This window comes from Colwellia sp. MB3u-55 (assembly GCF_014076785.1).
Taxonomy (GTDB): Bacteria; Pseudomonadota; Gammaproteobacteria; order Enterobacterales; family Alteromonadaceae; genus Colwellia_A.
On sequence record NZ_JACGUS010000057.1, the window covers coordinates 1 to 19,676 of the forward strand.

Here is a 19,676-nt window from a genome sequence, read left to right on the forward strand (position 1 = left end):
TATTCATTGAATTTATTTTATTTTATTTTATATGACAAGATTAAAGTTCATTGATTCTTTTTTTGATCTTTTAATGCGTTTTTTAGTCCATTGTCACCGTGCACTTAACCTAACCATGCGTTAATAGGTTTTATTATGTTTTATAAATATCTACGTAGATTTTCTCCGAAGAGCAACTACTATTACATGATGAAATCTCGTAGGTTTAATTAATGGAAATAATATTAAAAACTTTCATCGCAAGGCAAGCGATTTTAGATATAAATCTTAAACCATTGGTTATGAATTACTCTTTAGAGACAGTTTAGATAATGTATTTAACGAGGATTTCCCAGAAAAAGCAACCTCAAAAGTTATACTTCAAAACCATATATTTGGTGATTTAGCCGATGTTTGTCTTGGTAATTTGGCCTTTATTAATTTTGATGAGTCCACCTTATTACAAAATTCGCCTTTGCTCTTTAACCCAAAAGATATAGTGGTTGAAATTATAGAAACAGTAAACGTCTCTGATGAACTTGTTTTTAATGTTGCTCAACTTCATAAAAAGGGTTATGTCATTGCGTTGGATGATTATGATTTCGAAAGTAAATGGGAAGTGTTTTTTCCATATATCTCTATTATTAAAGTTGACATTGAACAGGTTACTTTCACTCAAATAGAAGGGCTGAAAAAACGCCTACTATCAACTAATAGTCATATAAAAATAATTGCTGAACGTATTGAAACGAATCAGCAGTACCAACAATTTAAAGCGCTAGCCATAGACTATTATCAAGGCTACTTTTTCACAAACCCGAAATAAAGTTGGGCACGTCTATATCCCCTCTAAAAGTTAATTTAACTTTTCTTAGAAGCCTACAAACTACACCTAGACTTCAATCAACTGACTGAAATTATTAGCCGTGATGTAACGTTAGTAAGCGGTATACTAAAGTTGGTAAACAGTGCTGCAGAGTGTGGAAATATTGAAATCACCTCGATTAAGCAAGCTATTACCTTTTTGGGAACAGATAAAATAAAGCAGTATGTTGCCATTATATCAATGTCAGCATTATCATCTAAAAGTTCGCCAGAACTTTTTATCGAGTCTTTAGTACGCGCTAAAATGATGGAACTCATCACGAAATAAAAATCATTTAATCACCTTAAAGAAAAAGCTTTTTTAACCGGAATATTGAGTAATTTAGATGCCATATTAAATTTACCCATGGCAGATATTGTAAAAAGTTTTGTTTTTTCATCTGACATCAAATTGGCGTTGTCTGAGCAACAAGGTGAGTTGTCAGAACTATTAACATTGGCTAAGCATTATGAAGTATCAACAGGTAAGCGTATTACTCGTTCTATTGACAGTCATAAAATTTTTGAAGCTAGCCTATTAAATTGTTATTACGACGCATTAAAGTGGGGGGTGAACATCTTTTAAGGCGGTAACCCTTTGACACCTTATATTACTAGCAACTTTAACCTTAAATATTATGAGTCAAGATTACAGTGACTAAACTTACGAATAAAACTAACAGCTAATTTTGGGTATGTCTTGCCAGTTACTTGTGTACTGTGGACTTAAAAAGTGCCGTTTCATTTGCCAGGAGTCTGATTTTCCCTCTGCGCCCAAGGTCAGTGTCCCTTTACCGTAACGACTATTAATACTATCAAGACAATTCATGAGTATTGGGTTTGAATGATCAGATAAAAATAAATCAGCTTGTTGATGTTGTCTGCTTTCCAAGGCGATTGCACCGACACCACAACGATAAAAATGCACACCGGGTATAAATATTTCAGCGAGTATTAAACTGACCGCTGTAGCAATATCACAACTATTATCTGTTGCTAAGGGAAAAGTATAAACCATTGTTTGTTTGTAATAATTTTCATCATGGGGTGAGCTTGAAGCGAACACGAGCAGTTTTTTTATAAGTGAAGACTGACGTCTTACTTTTTTAGCGACTATCGTACTATGGGTGGTTAAGGCTGCTTGTAATGTATGTATATCGACAATACGTTGACCAAAACTACGTGTAGAGAATATTTCCCGTTTAGGTGCTTTTACATCATCCCAGCTTAAACAGCTAATCCCCTTTAATTCGTTAACCGTACGCTCAGTGACAACACTAAATTGCTTGCGCATAATCTTAGGGCATTGCATTGATAACTGATAAGCCGTGCTAATATTTTGCTGTTTTAGTCGATGAGATATTTTATTACCAATACCCCAAACCTCATTTACTGCCATTTTTTCTAATATTTCTTTCGCACTTTGCGCGTTATCAATAATGGCAACACCCTGGTAACCGTCAAGTTTTTTAGCTGCATGATTTGCTGCTTTAGCTAAGGTTGATGTTGTACCAAAGCCAACACCCACCGGTAGCCGGGTTTCTTTCCAAATAGCACGTCTTATTTCATGGCCGTATTGGTGCCAATCTTTAATAACGCCACTATAGTTTTTAAAATGTAAAAATGACTCATCAATTGAGTAAATATATTGGTCATCACAATATCTCGCAATAACATTCATCATTCTTTCACTTAAGTCAGCATATAACTCGTAGTTGGAAGAGCGTACCACTACACCATGCTTATGTAGTAAGTCTTTTATCTGAAAATAGGGAGTGAATTTTGGAATACCCAGCCGTCGAGCAATAGGACAAACAGCACAAATGCAGCCATCGTTATTCGTTAAAACAACAACGGGCTTGTTTCTTATGCTCGGGTCGAAGACTTTTTCTGCGCTGGCATAAAAAGATACAGCATCAACTAATGCATACATGCGGTTAATTCAGGAGCTTGATGATGGAGTCGAATAGAGCGAGTAACAATACCTTCTAATTGAAAGTCGTCTCCGGGCTTGATGCTAACTGGCGCAAAATCTTTAGACGCTGATAACAGCCGAGCTTGCTTTTTATCAATCAACTTACAGACAAAGCAACCATTGTAATTTGCCACAATGACATCACCATTTCTGGCGGTGAGTGAACGATCAACAATAAGTAAATCACCATCAAAAATGCCCACACCCTGCATGGACTCGCCAGATGCTTGGCCAATAAATGTGGCATTAGGATGCCTAATAAGGAGTTTATCTAGTGATAACCCCAGTTCTTTATATTCGGCTGCGGGTGATTCAAACCCTGAAATACCTGCTTCAATGTAAATAGGAATAACTTTCATTACTTAAATCTCAACTGTGTTTTTATACAGTATAGTTTCTAAGTTGATTCTTGAACAGAATAATTTAACATTGCTTACGAGTAATGATTACTTTCATTTTGAAATAGAGCCGTTAAAATCAGCGCTGCATAAATTTATAGGGTTAACTTAGATGCATGAAAATGCCAATTCGTTAGTGGTACTTGATTTTGAAACCACAGGATTATCACCCAATCAAGGTGATAGAGCGATAGAGATAGGTGCGGTTAGAATTGTAGACGGTAAAGTTACCGATAAATTTCAATCATTAATGAATCCTGGTTTTAGGATCAGTGGTTTTATTGAGCAATACACCGGAATATCTAATCAAATGCTTGCTAATGTCGGCTCTTGTGGTGAAGTGATGGCACAATTTACCGATTTTCTGGGTGACGATAATTTACTTGCCCATAATGCGTCTTTTGATCAAAAATTCCTGAACGCTGAGCTTAATAACATTAATCGAAAATATTTTGGGCAATTTATTTGTTCATTACTTGTCTCGCGCAGAATAAATATAGATGCGCCTAATCATAAATTAGGTACGCTGATTCGTTATAAAAATATTCCATCAGATGGGGCTTTTCATCGGGCGTTATTTGATGCTGAGATGACGGCAAAATTGTGGTTGTTGATGCTTGATGATATCGAAGAAAAAATTAACCACGAGTTTGTACCTTTTGCATTAATACAGAAGTTATCAAAGACAGCAAAAAATGACGTAAGTAAGCTGTTAACTAAATGGTAATTTATCTTGTTGGTTTTTAATTTTTTATCTCAGGTATACTCTTCGTTCAACGTTTATTAGAGTTAATATTATCGACTATCCAGATAAAAAAGCCCCAGAAGAAATAGATCCCACACTGCCTTCTGTAGCGGTATCAAATTTACAGCTTAAAATAGCGACCTTTAATTTGTTTAATTATCTTGAGCCGCCCAATGCTTTCTATGAATTTGAACGAATTTATAGTGCTGAGCAGTGGCGTAAAAAGCAACATTGGATTGCTGAATATTTACGTGAATTTCAACCTGACATTATTGGCTTTCAAGAAGTCTTTAGTCCCGAGTCTCTAGAGCAATTAGTTGCAGAGCAGGGCTATTGTTATTTTGCTGTGGTTGATGAACCTCAAGTGATAGATGATTTTATTTACAAACGTCCTGTTGTCGCCATTGCATCTCGTTACCCTATTGTTGAAGTTGCCGCGGTAGAAGCAAACACTGAGCTTGCACTATCATTAGGTTTAACCGATAAATTCTCTTTTAGCCGAAAAGTGTTAAGGGCAACGGTTGATGTGCCTCATATGGGTAACTGTGATTGTTATGTTGTGCACTTTAAATCTAAGCGCTCTATGATTGAAGTCGATGATAAAAATATAAGTCGCACGCCAGAGCAAACCATTATTGAAAGCCTAAAAGCACAAGTGGCAGGTGGTTGGGGCTCAACGATACAACGTGGCAGTGAAGCGACGTTATTAATGATTGAAATCATAGCGCGGCGTGAGGCTACCGGCCAGCCAATGGTATTAATGGGGGACTTCAACAATACCTTAACTGATGGTGTGCTAAGTCATCTACTGACTAACACCCTAAGGTTTGTCTCGGCCATTGAGCGTGATGCCTATCTTGCTAAATATTGCTTGCAAGATGCTTGGGATTTATTTCAAGTTGCAGTGACAAATGAGACTCTTCAAGAAGAAAAAATACAGCGCACTCCGACACATTATTTTGGTGCGAGCAGCTCAGTACTTGATTATATCTTATTATCATGTGATTTTGACGCTAGTTATCACGATAGTCTTTATCAGGTCAGTGCGTATGACACGTATGATCGACATTTAATTAATCCTATCTTTGAGCGAGATGGCGAAAGTACCGATCATGGCATTGCCTTGGTTACACTAACGTTAAGATCATAAATTAGCCAAAGCCCCAAAAAAAGGCCTCAAAAGGAGCCTTTTTATTGGTGATGCTGAGTTTATGCTTTTTTACGTTGCGCTTTAATTGCTAAACCGAAAAGTGCTAGAGCGAATAACCACAGCGTTGCAGGCTCGGGAACTTGAGTGACGGCAAGGCCATCTGCAGAAGCTCTGGGCTCGCCATTGGTACAATCTTTTTTATCAATAACAGTATCTGCACCAAATTCAATAAAGTTACTTGCTGAATAAGCGCCGCCACAATCATTGCCTATGCCTGCTATTATTGAATCAGCACCCGTTTGAATAAAACCTCTAGCAAAAATATAACCTCTAGCCTTAGCGCCGGCGCCGAGTTGTGTAACCTGCTGAGCCGGTTTTGTCGCCAAGAACATTCTAGATAATGGTGCTGTTATCGGTAATATCTTTCAATACCACTGTTGAGTTTGTAGAGAAGGTTAGATAGTTGGCGATATTAAAAATCCAAGAGCCATAGATACCTTTACCATCAAGCGTTAAGGTTTTACCTATCGCGATGGTTAAATAATTTATTGTACTGTAAATACCGGCTTCAAGTGTTTTGTCGTTGGTGCCAAAAGTGGTTGATACAAGTTCTGTTCCTGTACCCATGTCTTTTATATCTTGTTGCACAGACGTGATGAGCGCTTCCTGACTATCAACGATGATTGGCAGTGCAACCATTTTCAAAGAATTCGCAGTAAGCGCGCCAACGATGCCAACATCTGCACCAGTAGTGGTGGTGGTTCCAGCATAAACATCGCCCCCGAGAAGTGAATCTGCACCAACGGTTATTGTACTGCCAGCCAAAACATTGCCGCCAACCTCAACGGTTGCGGCTATGGTCACTGTTGACCAGCACTTAGCTCGCCATCAACTTTTGCACTCGCACCAATAGTTGCTGTGGTACCTGCAATAATAGAGCCGTCGACAACAGCAGAAGCGCCTAGGGTAACGGTTGTTGCACTTTGAATATAACCCTTTACACCGGCAGCTGCGCCAAGTGTTACTGCGGTTCCAGCCTCAACGTTACCACCGACAATTGCATTGGCTGCCAGTGTTATTGCAGTAGCACTTTGAATATTGCCACCAATAGTTGTTCGTGCGCCCATTGATATGTAACCACTGGCATAAAGCGACTGGTTATTTAGTTCTGAGCCTAGCAAAGGTTGAAAGCTCGCTTGTGCGCTAGGCATAGCAAAAAACACCAAAATACAGAGGATTGAATTGATAAGTTTCAAGTTAGACTCCATTTCATATAGCTGAGTGTTCAGCATATAAAAAACTTAATTTTTATAGAACAAAAAAACTTATTTTAAGGATTGTACAACTGTACAATTGTATGATGACAGATAAGATGGTTTTTTGTTTGTTATTCGAACATTTATATCGTAAGTTATTGTAATTAATTTCTTTTTTTTATTACAAAACAGGTGATATGCTCATAAGTTAGCATAATACGTCAAGAGGTTAACATTATGTACAAAAAGGTTAGCGAGATGTGATACGGGTAGATCACAATTATTATCAACACCTTGAGCAAGTAGATCATTGAGTTCTTGCTCAGCAGCAGGGTAAGAGTTTTTATCAATTAAAACCTTGGCGAGTAATAATTTAGCCGGTAAGTTACGTTCACTTTGCTGCAAAGCTTTTTTTAAATGAATATAAGCTATTTCAATATTTCCTTGGTTATAAGCTTGAAGTGCTGCTTCATAATGCTTTTTTTCGCTGTTTGCCGCTATGACTTCTATTACTGCATTTACCATTAACACCGCAGCTATTTGAATAAGTGAGATAATTAATTTCCGTATTTTTTTCATCATGACTTATGGCCTTTATTTTCTTCTTACAACATTTCGAACAACAATGTATTAAAAATAGAAACTTGAATTTTATGACTATGTTAGTCATCAGAAAAACATTAAGAGTTTGCTTTGAAAAATGAACCTGTATTAATTTTCTACGTGCTAATCTAACAATTAGCACGTCAACAGCTAAATTATAACTTTGCTGATTAAAGCTATGTGGTGAAATAAACAATTACGGAAATTATGAACAATATCTTGTCGTTCATCTTTGTAAAAAGCTGGGCCTGATCACTAGGTCAAAATTTTATAAACTATGTTTACCTAATAAACAGCCAATCCTCGAGGCTTGACTTCAAGGACCTCATGGTTACTAGAGCAGAAATGGATTGGTTGAATAGCATTTATGCTATTTATAAACCCCACTTATCCATAATGTTTTTATAGGTGCCATCGGCTTTTATTTGTTGTAATGCAACAGATAAAATAGTCACTGTTTTATCTGTTGTTTTAAGTCCAGTCGCGATGAAAAGACCGCCAGGAAAATCATGTAGTTTAATAAAAGGTTTAATGTCTTCTTTGTTAAACCCAATAATCTTCACTTCTCTGTCTAATGCAATAAAGTTTGTTAAAATAAAGTCTATTCGTTGTTCAAAGAGCATACGCCACATATGTGTATAACTAACGGATAAATGGTGATTTTTTGCTCAAGAAAACCTGCTTTTTTTAAATGTTGCTGCGAGTGATAGCCTCGAATTGTACCAACGACAAACGACTTTGCTTCTTCAATATTACTAATGTAGGTATCCGATCGGTTACGAAGACCCACCAAAAAAGCTTTGCTCTTAAATATTTGACCAACCCACTGGAAAAGATCTTTGCGGTCAGAACTCTTCATTAAAGAGAGCATAAAAATATTTTTATTATTTAAGGCTAAATCATAACTACGTGCAAAAGGTATAAACTCGATTTGAGCAGAAAACTGAGTTTTAATCATTAAAGCTTCAATAACTTCAACTAAAGCTCCAGCAGGTTTGTTATCTGCGCCCATAAAATGAAAGGGGGGTAAATCTACTGTAACAAATCTCAGTTGCTGAGCATAACTTGCTAATGAGAATACAAACAATAATAGAGCAATAATTGCTTACTTAACTATATTATTCATACCGGCTTTCCTGTTAATTTTGATTAATGGAAAATTAAAATATTTATATTTTCCAATGACACTCTTTTTATTATTAATGTTATATCAACAATAAAAAGAGTGTCATTGGAAAGTAGCCTTACGATTGTTCAGTAAATAAAGTAGCAGGTATCTGACCAAGCAAGTGTTTTTTTATAATTATGGGGTATTACCCCCCGTTGATCTACCATTGAGCTTTGTATTACTTAGCAGGCGAGCAATGAGTGGACACGCTTACATTTATTATCAGGCAATTATCGGCTATTTAAATAAGTGATTGTCTATTTCCTATAGCCGATATTGTTGAAAAGTTAACTGGCTGTTAGTCGTTTATATAGTTGTACATAATTGACTTCTAAACTTGAGGTTGTACGCCAAGTTTTGTTTAGGAGACTGTAGGCCATGCCAATTTCTGTCACCAAGTGCATATGCGCTAGCGTCGCGATAGTGTTTAATTCAAGTGGTGTTACAAAGGCACGCCAGCTGTGTGTACCTATAGGTAAATAGCGCATAATATATTCAGCGCCAAGAATGCCGACTAGGTAGGATTTAATCGTGCGATTTAGCGTTGCCATTACCACACAGCCACCCACCTTGCATAATTGGCTACACTGTTTTACTAAGTCTTTTTGGTTAGGTACATGCTCGATGACCTCCACATTAATCACCACATCGTAGCGATGTTCATCGCTTATACTGGTATGTTGCGCATGTTCGTGGCGATACTCAATATCAAGTTGAGATTTCACCGCATGGCGTTTTGCTACTTCAATACTTATCTCACTCACGTCTATACCGACCACTGTGGCTCCGGCTTTTGCTAAAGGCTCGCAAACCAGACCTGCGCCACAGCCAACATCTAAAATTTTTAATCCTTGCAGTGGTGCTATATGATTAGGATCTCGACCATAGAATGCGCAAATTTCTGCAATAAAATACGCTACGCGTACTCGATTGAATTCGAGTGCCGTTTTGTATTGACCGTTTGGATCCCACCAACTTTCAGCGAACTTATTAAATTTAGCGATTTCTGCTGGACTAAAATTACCAGCTGGTGTGTATTTAATGTTATTATTTTTCACCGGACTAAGCTTACTTTTGTCTAACATGGTAGGTATATCCATCTTATTTTTGTTAATTAACACAAGGCACCTTTATGGACAATCAATTGAATGTACTAGGTACAGATTTAGAGTTATGTTGTAGTAATACGGGCTATACCCGAAAAGGGTTTTGTTTTGTGCCCGAAGTTGATTTTGGTAACCATAGTGTCTGCGCAATTATGACCGACGATTTTCTCCAGTTCTCAAAATTACAAGGCAATGATCTGATCAGCCCTAATTCTCAATATAATTTTCCCGGCTTAAAAGCGGGTGATAAATGGTGTTTATGCGCTGTTCGTTGGTATCACGCTATTGCAGCCAATGTTGCTCCACCTATTGTACTTGAGGCAACTAACCAAAAAGCACTAACAGTGGTCTCATTAGATGTTTTAAAGGCCCATGAATATCAGCGTTAAGGCGTTACTTTTGTTGATAAAATAACGAACAACACCGATACCACTATTTAGGTCGAGTTAGCGACTTAATAATTACGGTCAGATAGCAGAGATAGCAGTAACATCATTATAATTTTTTTATCTCTTGGCAAGGTGTAGTGTTGCTATCGGTGACGATTTTTTCCAGTACGATCACTCGTTCAATCAGTATAGCTAATTTCTTTTGTGTTGCTATGGCGGTATGACTATTACTTTCTTTTTTTAACGCTAAAAATTGTTAATTGGCTGCTGATTTATAAAGAAAGTAATGGTGAACCAAGATAATAATTAATACTGGTGATGTCAGTATTATCATGACTAAAAATAATTCAAACATAGTTAATTCCCTTTAAATACTTTGAGTGGTTAATGTCATTTTTGTACTTGTGGTCGATTGATTTTTCCACAAGTTTAAAAAGGTTATTTCACGCTTTTTACTACGGCAAACAAGCAGATGAATGTAAAGCAAAGTTAAAATAATTGAGCTTGCTTTGAATATATTGCCCGCTAAGTCTCCCGCTGCACCACCTGACATGCCAAATATTCCGTAAGCTTCATTCATGAAAATATGCATCCACAAAGGAAACCAAATTCGATAACCAGATTCACAAAATAACCATGCAAACCAAGTACCAGCTACCGAAGTTATTGCGAAAGCTGCAAAGGCTGACATTAGGTCATGCCCTTGATATATATGCCCAAAACCAAAGATAACAGAACTAAATAAGGCGGCAGGTATAAATCCTAAGTGGCAATATCGAAATAAAACTCCAAACAATACCGCTCTAAAAAGAATTTCTTCGAATACCCCCGCGTATACCGAGCCAACCATTATCCCTGATAGGGCAAGGTTCAACTCGCTACTTAAATAGGCGTAACCGATTGTCATCGGCAAGCAACAGGCAACCGCCGCTAAAAAGTAATGTTGAAATCCTGCTATTTTTAGACCTAAAATCTCAGTTAAATCAACGTCCTCAAATAGTAAGCTTGCCACTAACACTAAGGGGCTATATATAAAGAGGTAGCTCGCGGGTGTTAATAAAAGGTGGGATTGATTATCTAGTGCCAGTAAAGCTTCACTCCAAGTATCTCCCCAAAAGTATTTCATACTATAGCGACAGAATATAAAGGTAGTGATCATTATTAGTGTTTTAATTTTATTATTCATATTTACCTGCTTAACTAAAGTTTAAATTTCAAATTAAGCATGACTAACACTCAATTGAATATCCATAAATTAGGGGTAAGCTAATAAAAAAGGTATTACTAACAATATATTGGGATGATTAACAAGCTTTTGGGACTAATGACAAGGCTTGTTTTATTGTCTCTATATAAGAACGAGATACGGGGATAGTAACATCAAGGGGTTTCATCATTAATTTCAAACCGCCAGCATTGCCGGTGCTAAGTTCTACTAAGGCTAGGTTTACAGCATAAGATCGATGGCAGCGCATCACTGTTGAGTCAACAGGAAGTTGTTTTAAGATACTGATCAGTGAACTGCGTAATAATTGATAGCTAACGTTGTTATCTTTAATAATGACTAACTCACAGTAATTGTCAGCGGATTTTATAAATAACAGCTGTGATAAAGCTACTTGTAATTTGTCGCCTTTATTATCACCTGTTAAGGTTAATGGCTGAGTTGATATTCGCTCGCTATTAATAACACTTTCATTTTGTTGATTCGTTGCATTGTCAGTTTCGATAACTTGTCTTGGTAAAGCCGTTTTCTGCGCATGTCGATTGACAAGATACATAAAAATGATTGGAAACAGTCCAATAGCAAAAGTATATAAAATAAACAGTAATTGGTTTTGCCAATGCCAGGAGCCAAGAATAGCCACGACAAAGTAGCTGTGATTAAAGGTAGAAACTATACCAATGTATAAACAAGGTATAATGATAAAACGTAATATGTTGTTAATCTTCAGGCGAGTTGAAGCTATTTCTAATGCTCCTGAGAGTAATAGTGCGCAAAAGGTTACCAAGCCATACCCGGAAAGTCGTAAGAATTTGAAGGGAATAGTATGGTTGTTGGTGCCAAAAGGCTGGAATACAAATAAAACGAATAAGGTAACCGTGGAGAAAAGTACCGCACGCTGTAAAACGACTTTTCTGGATGTTAAACCATCCTTCAACCACAGGCTCATTATTTAAAATCTTTTGAATATACAATGGATAAGAAAAGTAACATATATTAACCGTTAGTTGCTGATATTTTTAAAATTAATAGCACTAAAATTATCAATGAAGCCTTTGTAGTTAATTAACTCTTATAACGGGATATTGCCACTCACTGATTATTTTATCAATCTTTCCCGTTACCTTCAGTTGATTAATTGAATAGCGTAACTGTTCAATTATATAGGGTGATGTTTTTATATTACAGGCAAAATAATAGTCTAACGGCTTTGTATTTAGTTGGTAAACATTTTCAAATAAATTAGGGTTTAAATTATTAAATTGAGCGCGATACTTAATGGTATATCCGTCGGCTAAAATTAAATCGATACTCTTACGCTTAGCTAACAGCATTAATAATGAATGAGTATTATTAACGACAAATAAATTAAGACCTTCTGTAAAGCCTTCTTTCACTAAAAGTTGGTGGGTAACATCGTCACGGATCACGGCAATCATATGTTTTTTTGCATCTTCTAATGAAGAGACACTTAGCTTTTGTGCGGTTAAACCAATAAAAGAAATATTACGCTCGGCGATAGTGTTTACCCAAATAAATTGCTCTTCACGTGCTGGGGTTCGGGCAATAGAATAAATACAGGTGTTTTCTTTATTCAGAGCCATACTAAGTGATCTCGCCCATGGATAGGCACTGATATTAAATGTGTACGGTGTATTCGACAGCGCCGAAGATACTATTTCTGTGGCAAATCCCATTACTTTATTGGGTGTATCTATTTGAAAAGGGGGCAGGTGCTCAGTTACGATTTCAATATGAGGCTGAAAAGTAATTTCTTGTGAGCTTGTTGATAGCGTAAAAAAGCAAAGAAACAAGGTTAAGTCTTTGATTTTATTGTAGGTGGTCACTATAGGGTTAATCTTCCTTGATTTATATATAAAAAAGATTAACACTAAAATTGCTGAAAAACCACTCAACAAAGTCGCCGCGAGAACTTACTGAGTGTTTTACATGATGGTCTTTCTCTATACATTACTGCAAGTTTTGGTGTGGCTGATTTTAATGCTCAAATGAATGAATTATAAGATCTGATAAAACTTGCTGATGTGGATTTATATAAAGCTAAAAACAGTGGGCGAAATATCGTTTGTCAGATGCAAGAAACACCTAAAGAAAATGACAACGAAGCAGTAAATATTATCCATACAGTAAACTAGAATCACCATACCCCCGCTATTTTATTATCTTAGTTAGCCTAACAAACATTATTTATATTAAAACCGACCTTTTAAAGATTTCACGTTAATTTTTTGTTAATATTGTTGTTTGGCGTTATATTACTTTTTTTGTAAAGCGTGATAAAATTTCAACATAACAAATCAATGAACAAAGAAAAGTTACACTTTATTTTTCGTTCATCCCCTTTTTGCTCATTATATATAGTCACTTAAAACAGTTAAACCAGATAGTCGTTTTCGTTGAGGTATTTTAATGACCAAAAATATATTTATAAAGGAATATATGTGAAAAAGTTAATAACGATTGTTTTATTTATTTTATCTGTTCAAGGATGTGGAGGAGGTTCTAGTAGTGACAGCACTAAAGCTAATGGAACGAACACCGATGTGGCCGTTGTTCCTCTTGATTATAAAAGTATTAAATATAAAAATGAAATATCAAACAAATATAACGCTGTTTTTAGAGGGGGGATCACTTTAAAAATTCCTCTTAGTTGGTATCAAGAACAAAGCCTTGATCCAGAGCCTCTTGTACTTAGTACTTTTTATTCCGAAGGTACTTCTCCTAAAGTTATTACTATCGTAAAAACTGACAGTTTTATTCAAAGTAGGCAAGGACTTTCAAACATAAGTGAAGTCTCTTCTAAGCCCATTAACTTTTCGAGCTTTGAGGGAACAGAGGTTATATTTACGGCGAATATTGACGATGTTGCGTTAAAATTTATGCAAAGTTATGTGGAAGTGAACTCCGTTTACTATTCTATTTTCTTTTTTTCGGAAGCCGAAGAGTTTGATCGGTATATAGAAGTTTCTCGATATATTGCCCGGACTTCGCACCTGAGTATATTAACGCATGAGACTACCGAGATAAGTGTAACCAAGGCAGATGATGATTTTCTATTGTTGATTTGTGAACCATCAGCACAGAATTCTAATGAACATCATCTCTATGGCAAAATTATGTCGCAGGAGCTCACTTTTAGTGAACAATTTTTAATTGATGATAAATCTTTAGGTTGTTTAAATGTTAATGCTAAATATAGTCAGGGTTCATATCTTGTTGTATATGGCGCTGATTATAATGATCGACACCTTGTTGCTAAAAGAGTCTCAAAAACGGGAGTGGTTTTAGATGATGTTCGTATTCCCGTATCATTTTATAGTAGATATATAGATTTATATTTAGAACGAGAGTTTTCACTTAGTAATAACCACAAAGAAATAAACATTCTTTTTGATGGTGAAAATTATTTAGTTACTTGGCGCTGGAAAACAGGACAAGGCAGTGAAAATATCATGGGGCGTTATATTGATACTAGGGGTGTCACTTCAGAGATATTTTCTATTCATGAATATGTAGATGGTCTTATTGATAATACGATTAAAGCGGCTATTAGTAACAATCAAATTTTAGTTACTTGGTCAACGAAAGAGTCAAATAATGATGATTTTCCTATAGTTACCTATGGGAAATTTATTAATGACATTGATATTGACGTTGTCAGGAAAATTGAACCTTCAATCATAGATGAAAATAATGTAACTACTGCACGATTCCAAGATTTAACACCCATAGATAATGGCTTTGTTTTCTCATGGGTAGAAGGGGGATATTGTAGTACATGTGAAGGTTTGAGTGACGAGGCAATTAAAGCCAGAATAATTAACCGTGATGGTTTGCTAACAGATGTAAAGGTATCTTCTAACGTCATAACTGTCGCAGAGCAAACTACTTCTGGAGGTGCTAGCATTGGTGAAGCAGGAGATAGAAGTTATTTTAATATTCAAAACTTAGATAATAAGTTACTTTTCTCTTGGATCACTGGGGGAGCATTTGAAGAAACTATTTATTACATGGTTAGTGATCAAAGCCTAACTGAAATGTCAGATATTACGATCAGAAATAAAAAAATAGGTTACATGCCTAGCTTAGCTGAAATAAAAGTCACTTATTCTGAAGATAGGTTGTTTATCTTTCAGACTGCCTATAAAGGTACGGCTGTTTGGGCTGAAAATAAACCAAGTCAGTAGATTAAATAAAATAGACAGTTGAATCGTTTCGGTTGCAATATCAGTCATTTATTGCCAAATAATTCACTGAAAATAGCCTTAAAACCTGCGGTTATAGTGCCCAATCGATACGATGTAGCTAGGTTACTTTAAGTCGTTGTTGGGGATTGTTGAATTTAAAATTGCCCGTTACGGGCAGTTTTATTGAGTTAGTAAAGGTTAAAAACTGATAGTTAATGACTGAGCTATCAGGTAAATATCTATAATTAATGACTTAAAAGAGTTGGTTTGGTTGCCGACATCTAAGCCATTAGGTTAATACTATTTTGGTTTTATTTTTACTTAACGCCGTAACACCAGAACCAATAACTAAGATCACTGCACCAATAATACTGGTAGTATTGAGTGGTTCGTTTGTAATTGCTCCTGGATAAATATAATTAATGATCTGCATAAAAATTAAGGTCAATAATGGCGTTATCGCTAATGTTGCGCTAACACGAGACGCTTCCCAATGTTCAAGAGCTTCTGCAAAAGCGCCATAAGCCAAAAGCGTATTTGCCCCACAAAAAATCAACAGTAACCAGCCTATGGTATCTAGTTCAAACACTAAAGATGGTGCCGATAACGGTAAAAATACCAAGGTTCCCGCTAAATAAATCAGTATCATAATTTCTTCGGAGGCAAAATTTTTCAACAGTTGCTTTTGTGCTAAGGCATAAATAGCCCAAAGAATTGCCGCAAGAATAATAAAGAAAAGGCCAAGAGCATAGTTACCCTGAAAACTAAATAATTGTTCAAATCGCTGATTAAAAAATAATACCAGTCCTAAGATAAAGGTTAACAAGCCCACTTTTTGTTTGGTATTAAACGACTCTTTAAAAACACAAACACCACCAATAAGTAATAACATCGGTGCTATTTGAATCATGACCTGTGTGCTTTCTGGTGATGTTAAGGCCAAGCCCATCATATAGAGAATGTAGTTTGCTAATAAACCAAAGACGGTAAGTATCATTAACACCATGACTTTATTGTTCTTAAGTGATGATAATGAAGGTAAGCGTTTGGTGATGACTAGGTATCCGCCCAAAAATACGGCCGCAATAAGAAAACGAAACCAAGTAATGGTATTTACGTCCATATATTGCAATAGCTCTTTGAGCGCAATCGGTAAAATGCCCCATAATATTGCCGTAGTAAGGGATAAAAACAACCCCAGTTGCCATCGACCACTAATTTCATGCATAGGAAAAGCTCAGCTTAAAATGCCACATTGAGCATTTCTTTAAAAGTGAGATATTATCCATAAACTGCTTGAAAAATACTATCGTTATTAACGCCAGTATTGTGTTTTATCAGAGATAAAAGCGAAAGTTATCTTATAAGCAGCAATTAAAGCCATCAGCTTTAACAAAGAGGGCCTTTGAATGGAATTACCCATAAATATCATAGATGAATTGAAAATGGTTAAACTGAGCTTAAAAGAATACGGGTCTCACTGTTAAGTACACCTTCTATTGTTCTAACATCTCGCAGTACGTGATCAAACTCCAGTAAATTTGATGTTTTAACCTCAGCCACTAAATCTCAAGTACCGCTAGTTGTGTGAATCTTATTTAGTTGGGCAATACCACGCAGTTCATTAATCACTTGTGTGGTCGATCTACTAACAACTTCCATCATCATGATCGTATTAACACCACAGTAAATAAACTTGCTAGAAGAAACCGTGAAATTGGTTCCTCTGAATGTCTTAGCCATTGAAATGGCTGGCGGCTCAGTACCTTGTATGTTGGCAGGAGTTTACTTGTCAAAAAGGTAATTTATTGATTAGCGCTTGAGTCAAAAAAATTAAGCATATAATTTAAAAAAGTATCAGTACTATACTGAAAATTAAAGAGTAAACAAGGCAAGTAAATGGTTAATGAGATTGTAAGCGCTATCAACAATATCCTTTGGGGCCAAGGCAAAATATTAATTTACTTGTTACTTTTTGCCGGATTTTGGTTTTCGTTCAAACTTCGCTGGATACAGATATTGCAATTCAAATATATGTTTACGGTGATGAAAGGAAGTACGCAATCTAACAAGTCAGGTATCAGTTCTTTTCAAGCTTTATGTACGGGGCTTTCGGCGAGAGTTGGTACGGGTAATTTAGCGGGTGTTGCCATGGCTATTTCGCTGGGTGGCAGTGGCGCGGTATTTTGGATGTGGGTCATTGCATTATTGGGTATGGCGACGGGCTTTGCTGAAAGTGTTCTTGGCCAGTTATATAAAGTGCGAGATGAACATAAAGAATTCAGGGGCGGCCCAGCTTATTATATTCGGGCAGGACTCAACAAACCTTGGCTGGCTATTCTTTTTTCGCTTTGTCTCTTTTTAGGCTACGGTCTCACTTTTAGTGCAATGCAAGCCAACACCATCGCAGATGCATTAAATAATACTTTTACCATCCCTCGTGAATATTCAGGCGTAGTTATTGCGGTACTCGCCGGCAGTATCGTTGTAGGTGGCATGCGCAGTATTGCCCAATTTGCCGAACTGATTGTCCCTTTTATGGGGTTAGCCTTTGTCGGGACAGCGGTCGTTATTACCTTGATGAACATTCAACTTTTACCCTCAATGTTTGTCGATATATTTTATTCAGCTTTTGGTTTAAATGAAGCGGGTGCTGGCGCTTTAGGTGCAGCCATTAAGAATGGCATTCAACGAGGCTTATATTCAAATGAGGCCGGAGCAGGTAGTGTGCCTCATGCAGCCGCAGGCGCTTCACCTGTTCCTAATCATCCAGTTGCTCAGGGGTATGTACAAATGCTAGGGGTTTTCTTAGACACCATGGTGCTTTGTAGTTGCACCGCTGTAGTTATTTTGTTGTCAGATATTAATATCAGTGGAGAAATGGAAGGTATTCGAATGACACAAGATGCGATGACCAGCCATTTTGGTAGTGGTGGAAACTATTTTGTTGCTGCCGCGATTACCTTATTCGCTTTCACCTCTGTGGTTGCTAATTATGCTTATGCAGAGAGTAATTTACATTTATTTAAACTAGATAATAAAGTAGGGCGACTCTTTTATACTAGCATTTATCTATTTATGGTGTTTTGGGGAGCAACGGCTTCGTTGAAAGAAGTGTGGGGATTAGCAGATATGGCACTAGGGTTAATGACGCTGGTGAATATCTACGCCATTATTTTACTGACCCCAACCGTATTGAATTTAACTAAAGACTTTCGCGAGAAACTCAAAGAAAATGGTAAGCCTACTTTTTTACTTGATGATGTCGAAATACAAGGTAAAACAGAGCCCGGTGTCTGGACAGCGAATAAAGCCAAAGAGACGTTATAAGTGCTTTGATATATAAAAAGCCGCTAAAAGATTTTAGACGTTTTTTCATGGTGCTATAGGTTATAGGTTATAGGCAATAGGGATTCGTTAACGGCTTATTATGAACACCATGAATTTAAACGACGACAAAATCTAACATGCTGCGAAAAACTATTAGCATAGTTATTTTTTAGCTTAGTTACTTTGTGAAATAATATGTAATAAGCGATGGACTTAAAACGTCTATCGTTAAGTGTGCTTTAAATCCCCATAAACAGTAATTCTCGTCATATGTAGACTTTTTCAATAATGTTATAAGTTTTATTCAACTACTCGATAGGTTTGAGTGAAACAGGTGGAAGTTTTAAATGTTTGTATTCGATAATTCCTCTTGAATTTTTATAATGGGTGTCCGAATTATTCTTAATGTACCAAGGCTTTTAGATTTTTGTCTTTTCTATTTTTTTAGCAAACTTTTTCTCTAGTCTATATTTCCATTCATTTTTTTTTATTTTTAATTTCTTCGGCTGATGTGTAAGAATAAAAATGTTCATTTGTATAATCAGATATTACCTGCCTTTCCAAAACTATATTTGTGTTGTAAATGAAGAGTACCTCATCATTTTCATAGTCTAAGAACATTTTTTTTATTCCGTTACTAACTATACCACCTAAACATTTCATCGTTTGTCCATTTCTTAAGGTGACGTCATATCTAGCTATATATCCATTTTTAATACCCTTTGCTTCGTATTTGTGCAGTGTAAATGCTATATATATTTGAGACATCATGATGAAAAGCAAAATAGCTGTTGAAACCTTCATTATAAGGAAATGTGAAAGGGGGACTTTCTGTTTTTCTTTACTGGGGTTTTCAAGGTTTCTTATTTTTCTTATCGCTTCCTTACACTTACTTAAATAAATTAAACCCCAAACCCCAACAACGCTCCCAAGCATGTATGAAAGGGTTTTAAAGATAATGTTTTGGGTATTAGCTATTTGAAAAATGTCAGTAAAAGCGAAGTGTTCATAATATTTAACACCTAAATCACTTAATAGGTGTTTTGTATCTATGTATATAAACGAAGTAATCAATAAGATTGTTAATGAAACAAATATTAAATAGTGGTTTTTTATTAATGTTAATTGTTGCTTAGCTATATTTACTAACTTTGTAGTGGCATAGTTAATTTGGCCACCTACTTAGAGATGTTATTATGCATCTCATCAAACGTTAGGTGATACAAATGACAAAGAAAAAACGTCCAAATTTCAGTCCTGAATTTCGATTAGAAACAGCA

At 36.2% G+C, this 19,676-nt stretch carries 22 protein-coding genes and 1 pseudogene; 8 read left to right on the plus strand and 15 right to left on the minus strand.

The window, feature by feature from the left end; all coding sequences use genetic code 11:
• Positions 1-454: 454 nt before the first annotated feature.
• The 3 genes and pseudogenes from H4J66_RS01365 (at position 455) to H4J66_RS01375 (ending at position 1,429) form a co-directional block, all read left to right on the plus strand.
• Positions 455-805, plus strand: a complete 351-nt coding sequence (locus tag H4J66_RS01365; RefSeq protein WP_259368662.1) for an EAL domain-containing protein — start codon at positions 455-457, stop codon at positions 803-805.
• A gap of 78 nt (positions 806-883) precedes the next feature.
• A pseudogene (locus tag H4J66_RS01370) lies at positions 884-1,132 on the plus strand (HDOD domain-containing protein); the annotation flags it as partial.
• 45 nt (positions 1,133-1,177) lie between these two features.
• Positions 1,178-1,429, plus strand: a complete 252-nt coding sequence (locus H4J66_RS01375) for a hypothetical protein (RefSeq protein WP_182169575.1) — start codon at positions 1,178-1,180, stop codon at positions 1,427-1,429.
• 90 nt (positions 1,430-1,519) lie between these two features.
• On the opposite strand, the gene H4J66_RS01380 is transcribed toward H4J66_RS01375, so the two are convergent.
• Entirely contained in the window at positions 1,520-2,776 is a 1,257-nt protein-coding gene (locus tag H4J66_RS01380; protein ID WP_182169577.1) for a Y-family DNA polymerase, read from the minus strand.
• Complete coding sequence (locus H4J66_RS01385; RefSeq protein ID WP_070374384.1) at positions 2,764-3,177, minus strand: LexA family transcriptional regulator; 414 nt, start codon at positions 3,175-3,177, stop codon at positions 2,764-2,766. Before H4J66_RS01385 ends, H4J66_RS01380 begins: the two co-directional genes overlap by 13 nt.
• A 151-nt stretch (positions 3,178-3,328) precedes the next feature.
• Here H4J66_RS01385 and H4J66_RS01390 point away from each other — a divergent pair, with 151 nt between their 5' ends.
• A complete protein-coding gene (locus H4J66_RS01390; protein WP_182169579.1) occupies positions 3,329-3,943 on the plus strand; it encodes a PolC-type DNA polymerase III in 615 nt (204 codons plus the stop codon).
• A gap of 166 nt (positions 3,944-4,109) precedes the next feature.
• Positions 4,110-5,111, plus strand: coding sequence for an endonuclease/exonuclease/phosphatase family protein (locus H4J66_RS01395; protein ID WP_220463164.1), 1,002 nt, complete (start codon positions 4,110-4,112; stop codon positions 5,109-5,111).
• Positions 5,112-5,170: 59 nt separating this feature from the next.
• Here H4J66_RS01395 and H4J66_RS01400 read toward each other — a convergent pair whose 3' ends face one another.
• From H4J66_RS01400 to ubiG, 7 genes are all read right to left on the minus strand, one after another.
• A complete protein-coding gene (locus tag H4J66_RS01400; RefSeq protein ID WP_182169581.1) occupies positions 5,171-5,497 on the minus strand; it encodes a PEP-CTERM sorting domain-containing protein in 327 nt (108 codons plus the stop codon).
• Positions 5,498-5,504: 7 nt separating this feature from the next.
• Positions 5,505-5,975 carry an ice-binding family protein gene (locus tag H4J66_RS01405; RefSeq protein WP_182169583.1) on the minus strand — a complete coding sequence of 157 codons (471 nt, stop codon included), beginning with the start codon at positions 5,973-5,975 and terminating at the stop codon, positions 5,505-5,507.
• Complete coding sequence (locus tag H4J66_RS01410; RefSeq protein WP_182169585.1) at positions 5,972-6,367, minus strand: polymer-forming cytoskeletal protein; 396 nt, start codon at positions 6,365-6,367, stop codon at positions 5,972-5,974. The genes H4J66_RS01405 and H4J66_RS01410 overlap by 4 nt, the downstream gene beginning before the upstream one ends.
• A 201-nt stretch (positions 6,368-6,568) precedes the next feature.
• Positions 6,569-6,949: a tetratricopeptide repeat protein gene (locus tag H4J66_RS01415; RefSeq protein WP_182169587.1), complete on the minus strand. Its 381-nt coding sequence runs from the start codon at positions 6,947-6,949 to the stop codon at positions 6,569-6,571.
• A 395-nt stretch (positions 6,950-7,344) separates the two neighbouring features.
• Entirely contained in the window at positions 7,345-7,593 is a 249-nt protein-coding gene (locus H4J66_RS01420) for a hypothetical protein (RefSeq protein ID WP_182169590.1), read from the minus strand.
• Positions 7,572-8,057, minus strand: a complete 486-nt coding sequence (locus H4J66_RS01425) for an ABC transporter substrate-binding protein (RefSeq protein ID WP_182169592.1) — start codon at positions 8,055-8,057, stop codon at positions 7,572-7,574. The genes H4J66_RS01420 and H4J66_RS01425 overlap by 22 nt, the downstream gene beginning before the upstream one ends.
• A gap of 368 nt (positions 8,058-8,425) precedes the next feature.
• Positions 8,426-9,259 carry a bifunctional 2-polyprenyl-6-hydroxyphenol methylase/3-demethylubiquinol 3-O-methyltransferase UbiG gene (gene ubiG / locus H4J66_RS01430; RefSeq protein WP_310650611.1) on the minus strand — a complete coding sequence of 278 codons (834 nt, stop codon included), beginning with the start codon at positions 9,257-9,259 and terminating at the stop codon, positions 8,426-8,428.
• An 11-nt stretch (positions 9,260-9,270) separates the two neighbouring features.
• Here ubiG and H4J66_RS01435 point away from each other — a divergent pair, with 11 nt between their 5' ends.
• Entirely contained in the window at positions 9,271-9,633 is a 363-nt protein-coding gene (locus H4J66_RS01435; protein ID WP_182169595.1) for a DUF2237 family protein, read from the plus strand.
• Positions 9,634-10,000: 367 nt separating this feature from the next.
• On the opposite strand, the gene H4J66_RS01440 is transcribed toward H4J66_RS01435, so the two are convergent.
• From H4J66_RS01440 to H4J66_RS01450, 3 genes are all read right to left on the minus strand, one after another.
• Positions 10,001-10,819 (minus strand): CPBP family intramembrane glutamic endopeptidase, encoded by an 819-nt coding sequence (locus H4J66_RS01440; protein ID WP_182169598.1) that lies wholly within the window; start codon positions 10,817-10,819, stop codon positions 10,001-10,003.
• A gap of 118 nt (positions 10,820-10,937) precedes the next feature.
• Positions 10,938-11,807, minus strand: a complete 870-nt coding sequence (locus tag H4J66_RS01445; protein WP_182169601.1) for a LytTR family DNA-binding domain-containing protein — start codon at positions 11,805-11,807, stop codon at positions 10,938-10,940.
• A 112-nt stretch (positions 11,808-11,919) separates the two neighbouring features.
• Positions 11,920-12,705: an ABC transporter substrate-binding protein gene (locus H4J66_RS01450; RefSeq protein WP_182169604.1), complete on the minus strand. Its 786-nt coding sequence runs from the start codon at positions 12,703-12,705 to the stop codon at positions 11,920-11,922.
• 615 nt (positions 12,706-13,320) lie between these two features.
• Between H4J66_RS01450 and H4J66_RS01455 the strand changes: the two genes are divergently transcribed.
• The gene (locus tag H4J66_RS01455; RefSeq protein ID WP_182169607.1) at positions 13,321-15,066 is read left to right on the plus strand and encodes a hypothetical protein; all 1,746 of its coding nucleotides are present in this window, start codon (positions 13,321-13,323) and stop codon (positions 15,064-15,066) included.
• Positions 15,067-15,355: 289 nt separating this feature from the next.
• Here H4J66_RS01455 and H4J66_RS01460 read toward each other — a convergent pair whose 3' ends face one another.
• Together H4J66_RS01460 and H4J66_RS20705 are read right to left on the minus strand one after the other, a co-directional pair.
• Positions 15,356-16,294 (minus strand): DMT family transporter, encoded by a 939-nt coding sequence (locus H4J66_RS01460; protein ID WP_182169610.1) that lies wholly within the window; start codon positions 16,292-16,294, stop codon positions 15,356-15,358.
• Positions 16,295-16,515: 221 nt separating this feature from the next.
• On the minus strand, positions 16,516-16,629 hold the full coding sequence (locus H4J66_RS20705) for a hypothetical protein (protein ID WP_331710947.1): 114 nt from the start codon (positions 16,627-16,629) through the stop codon (positions 16,516-16,518).
• Between the two features lie 336 nt (positions 16,630-16,965).
• Between H4J66_RS20705 and H4J66_RS01465 the strand changes: the two genes are divergently transcribed.
• Positions 16,966-18,396: a sodium:alanine symporter family protein gene (locus tag H4J66_RS01465; protein ID WP_182169613.1), complete on the plus strand. Its 1,431-nt coding sequence runs from the start codon at positions 16,966-16,968 to the stop codon at positions 18,394-18,396.
• A gap of 477 nt (positions 18,397-18,873) precedes the next feature.
• On the opposite strand, the gene H4J66_RS01470 is transcribed toward H4J66_RS01465, so the two are convergent.
• Positions 18,874-19,470, minus strand: coding sequence for a hypothetical protein (locus tag H4J66_RS01470; protein WP_182169615.1), 597 nt, complete (start codon positions 19,468-19,470; stop codon positions 18,874-18,876).
• Positions 19,471-19,676 lie beyond the last annotated feature (206 nt).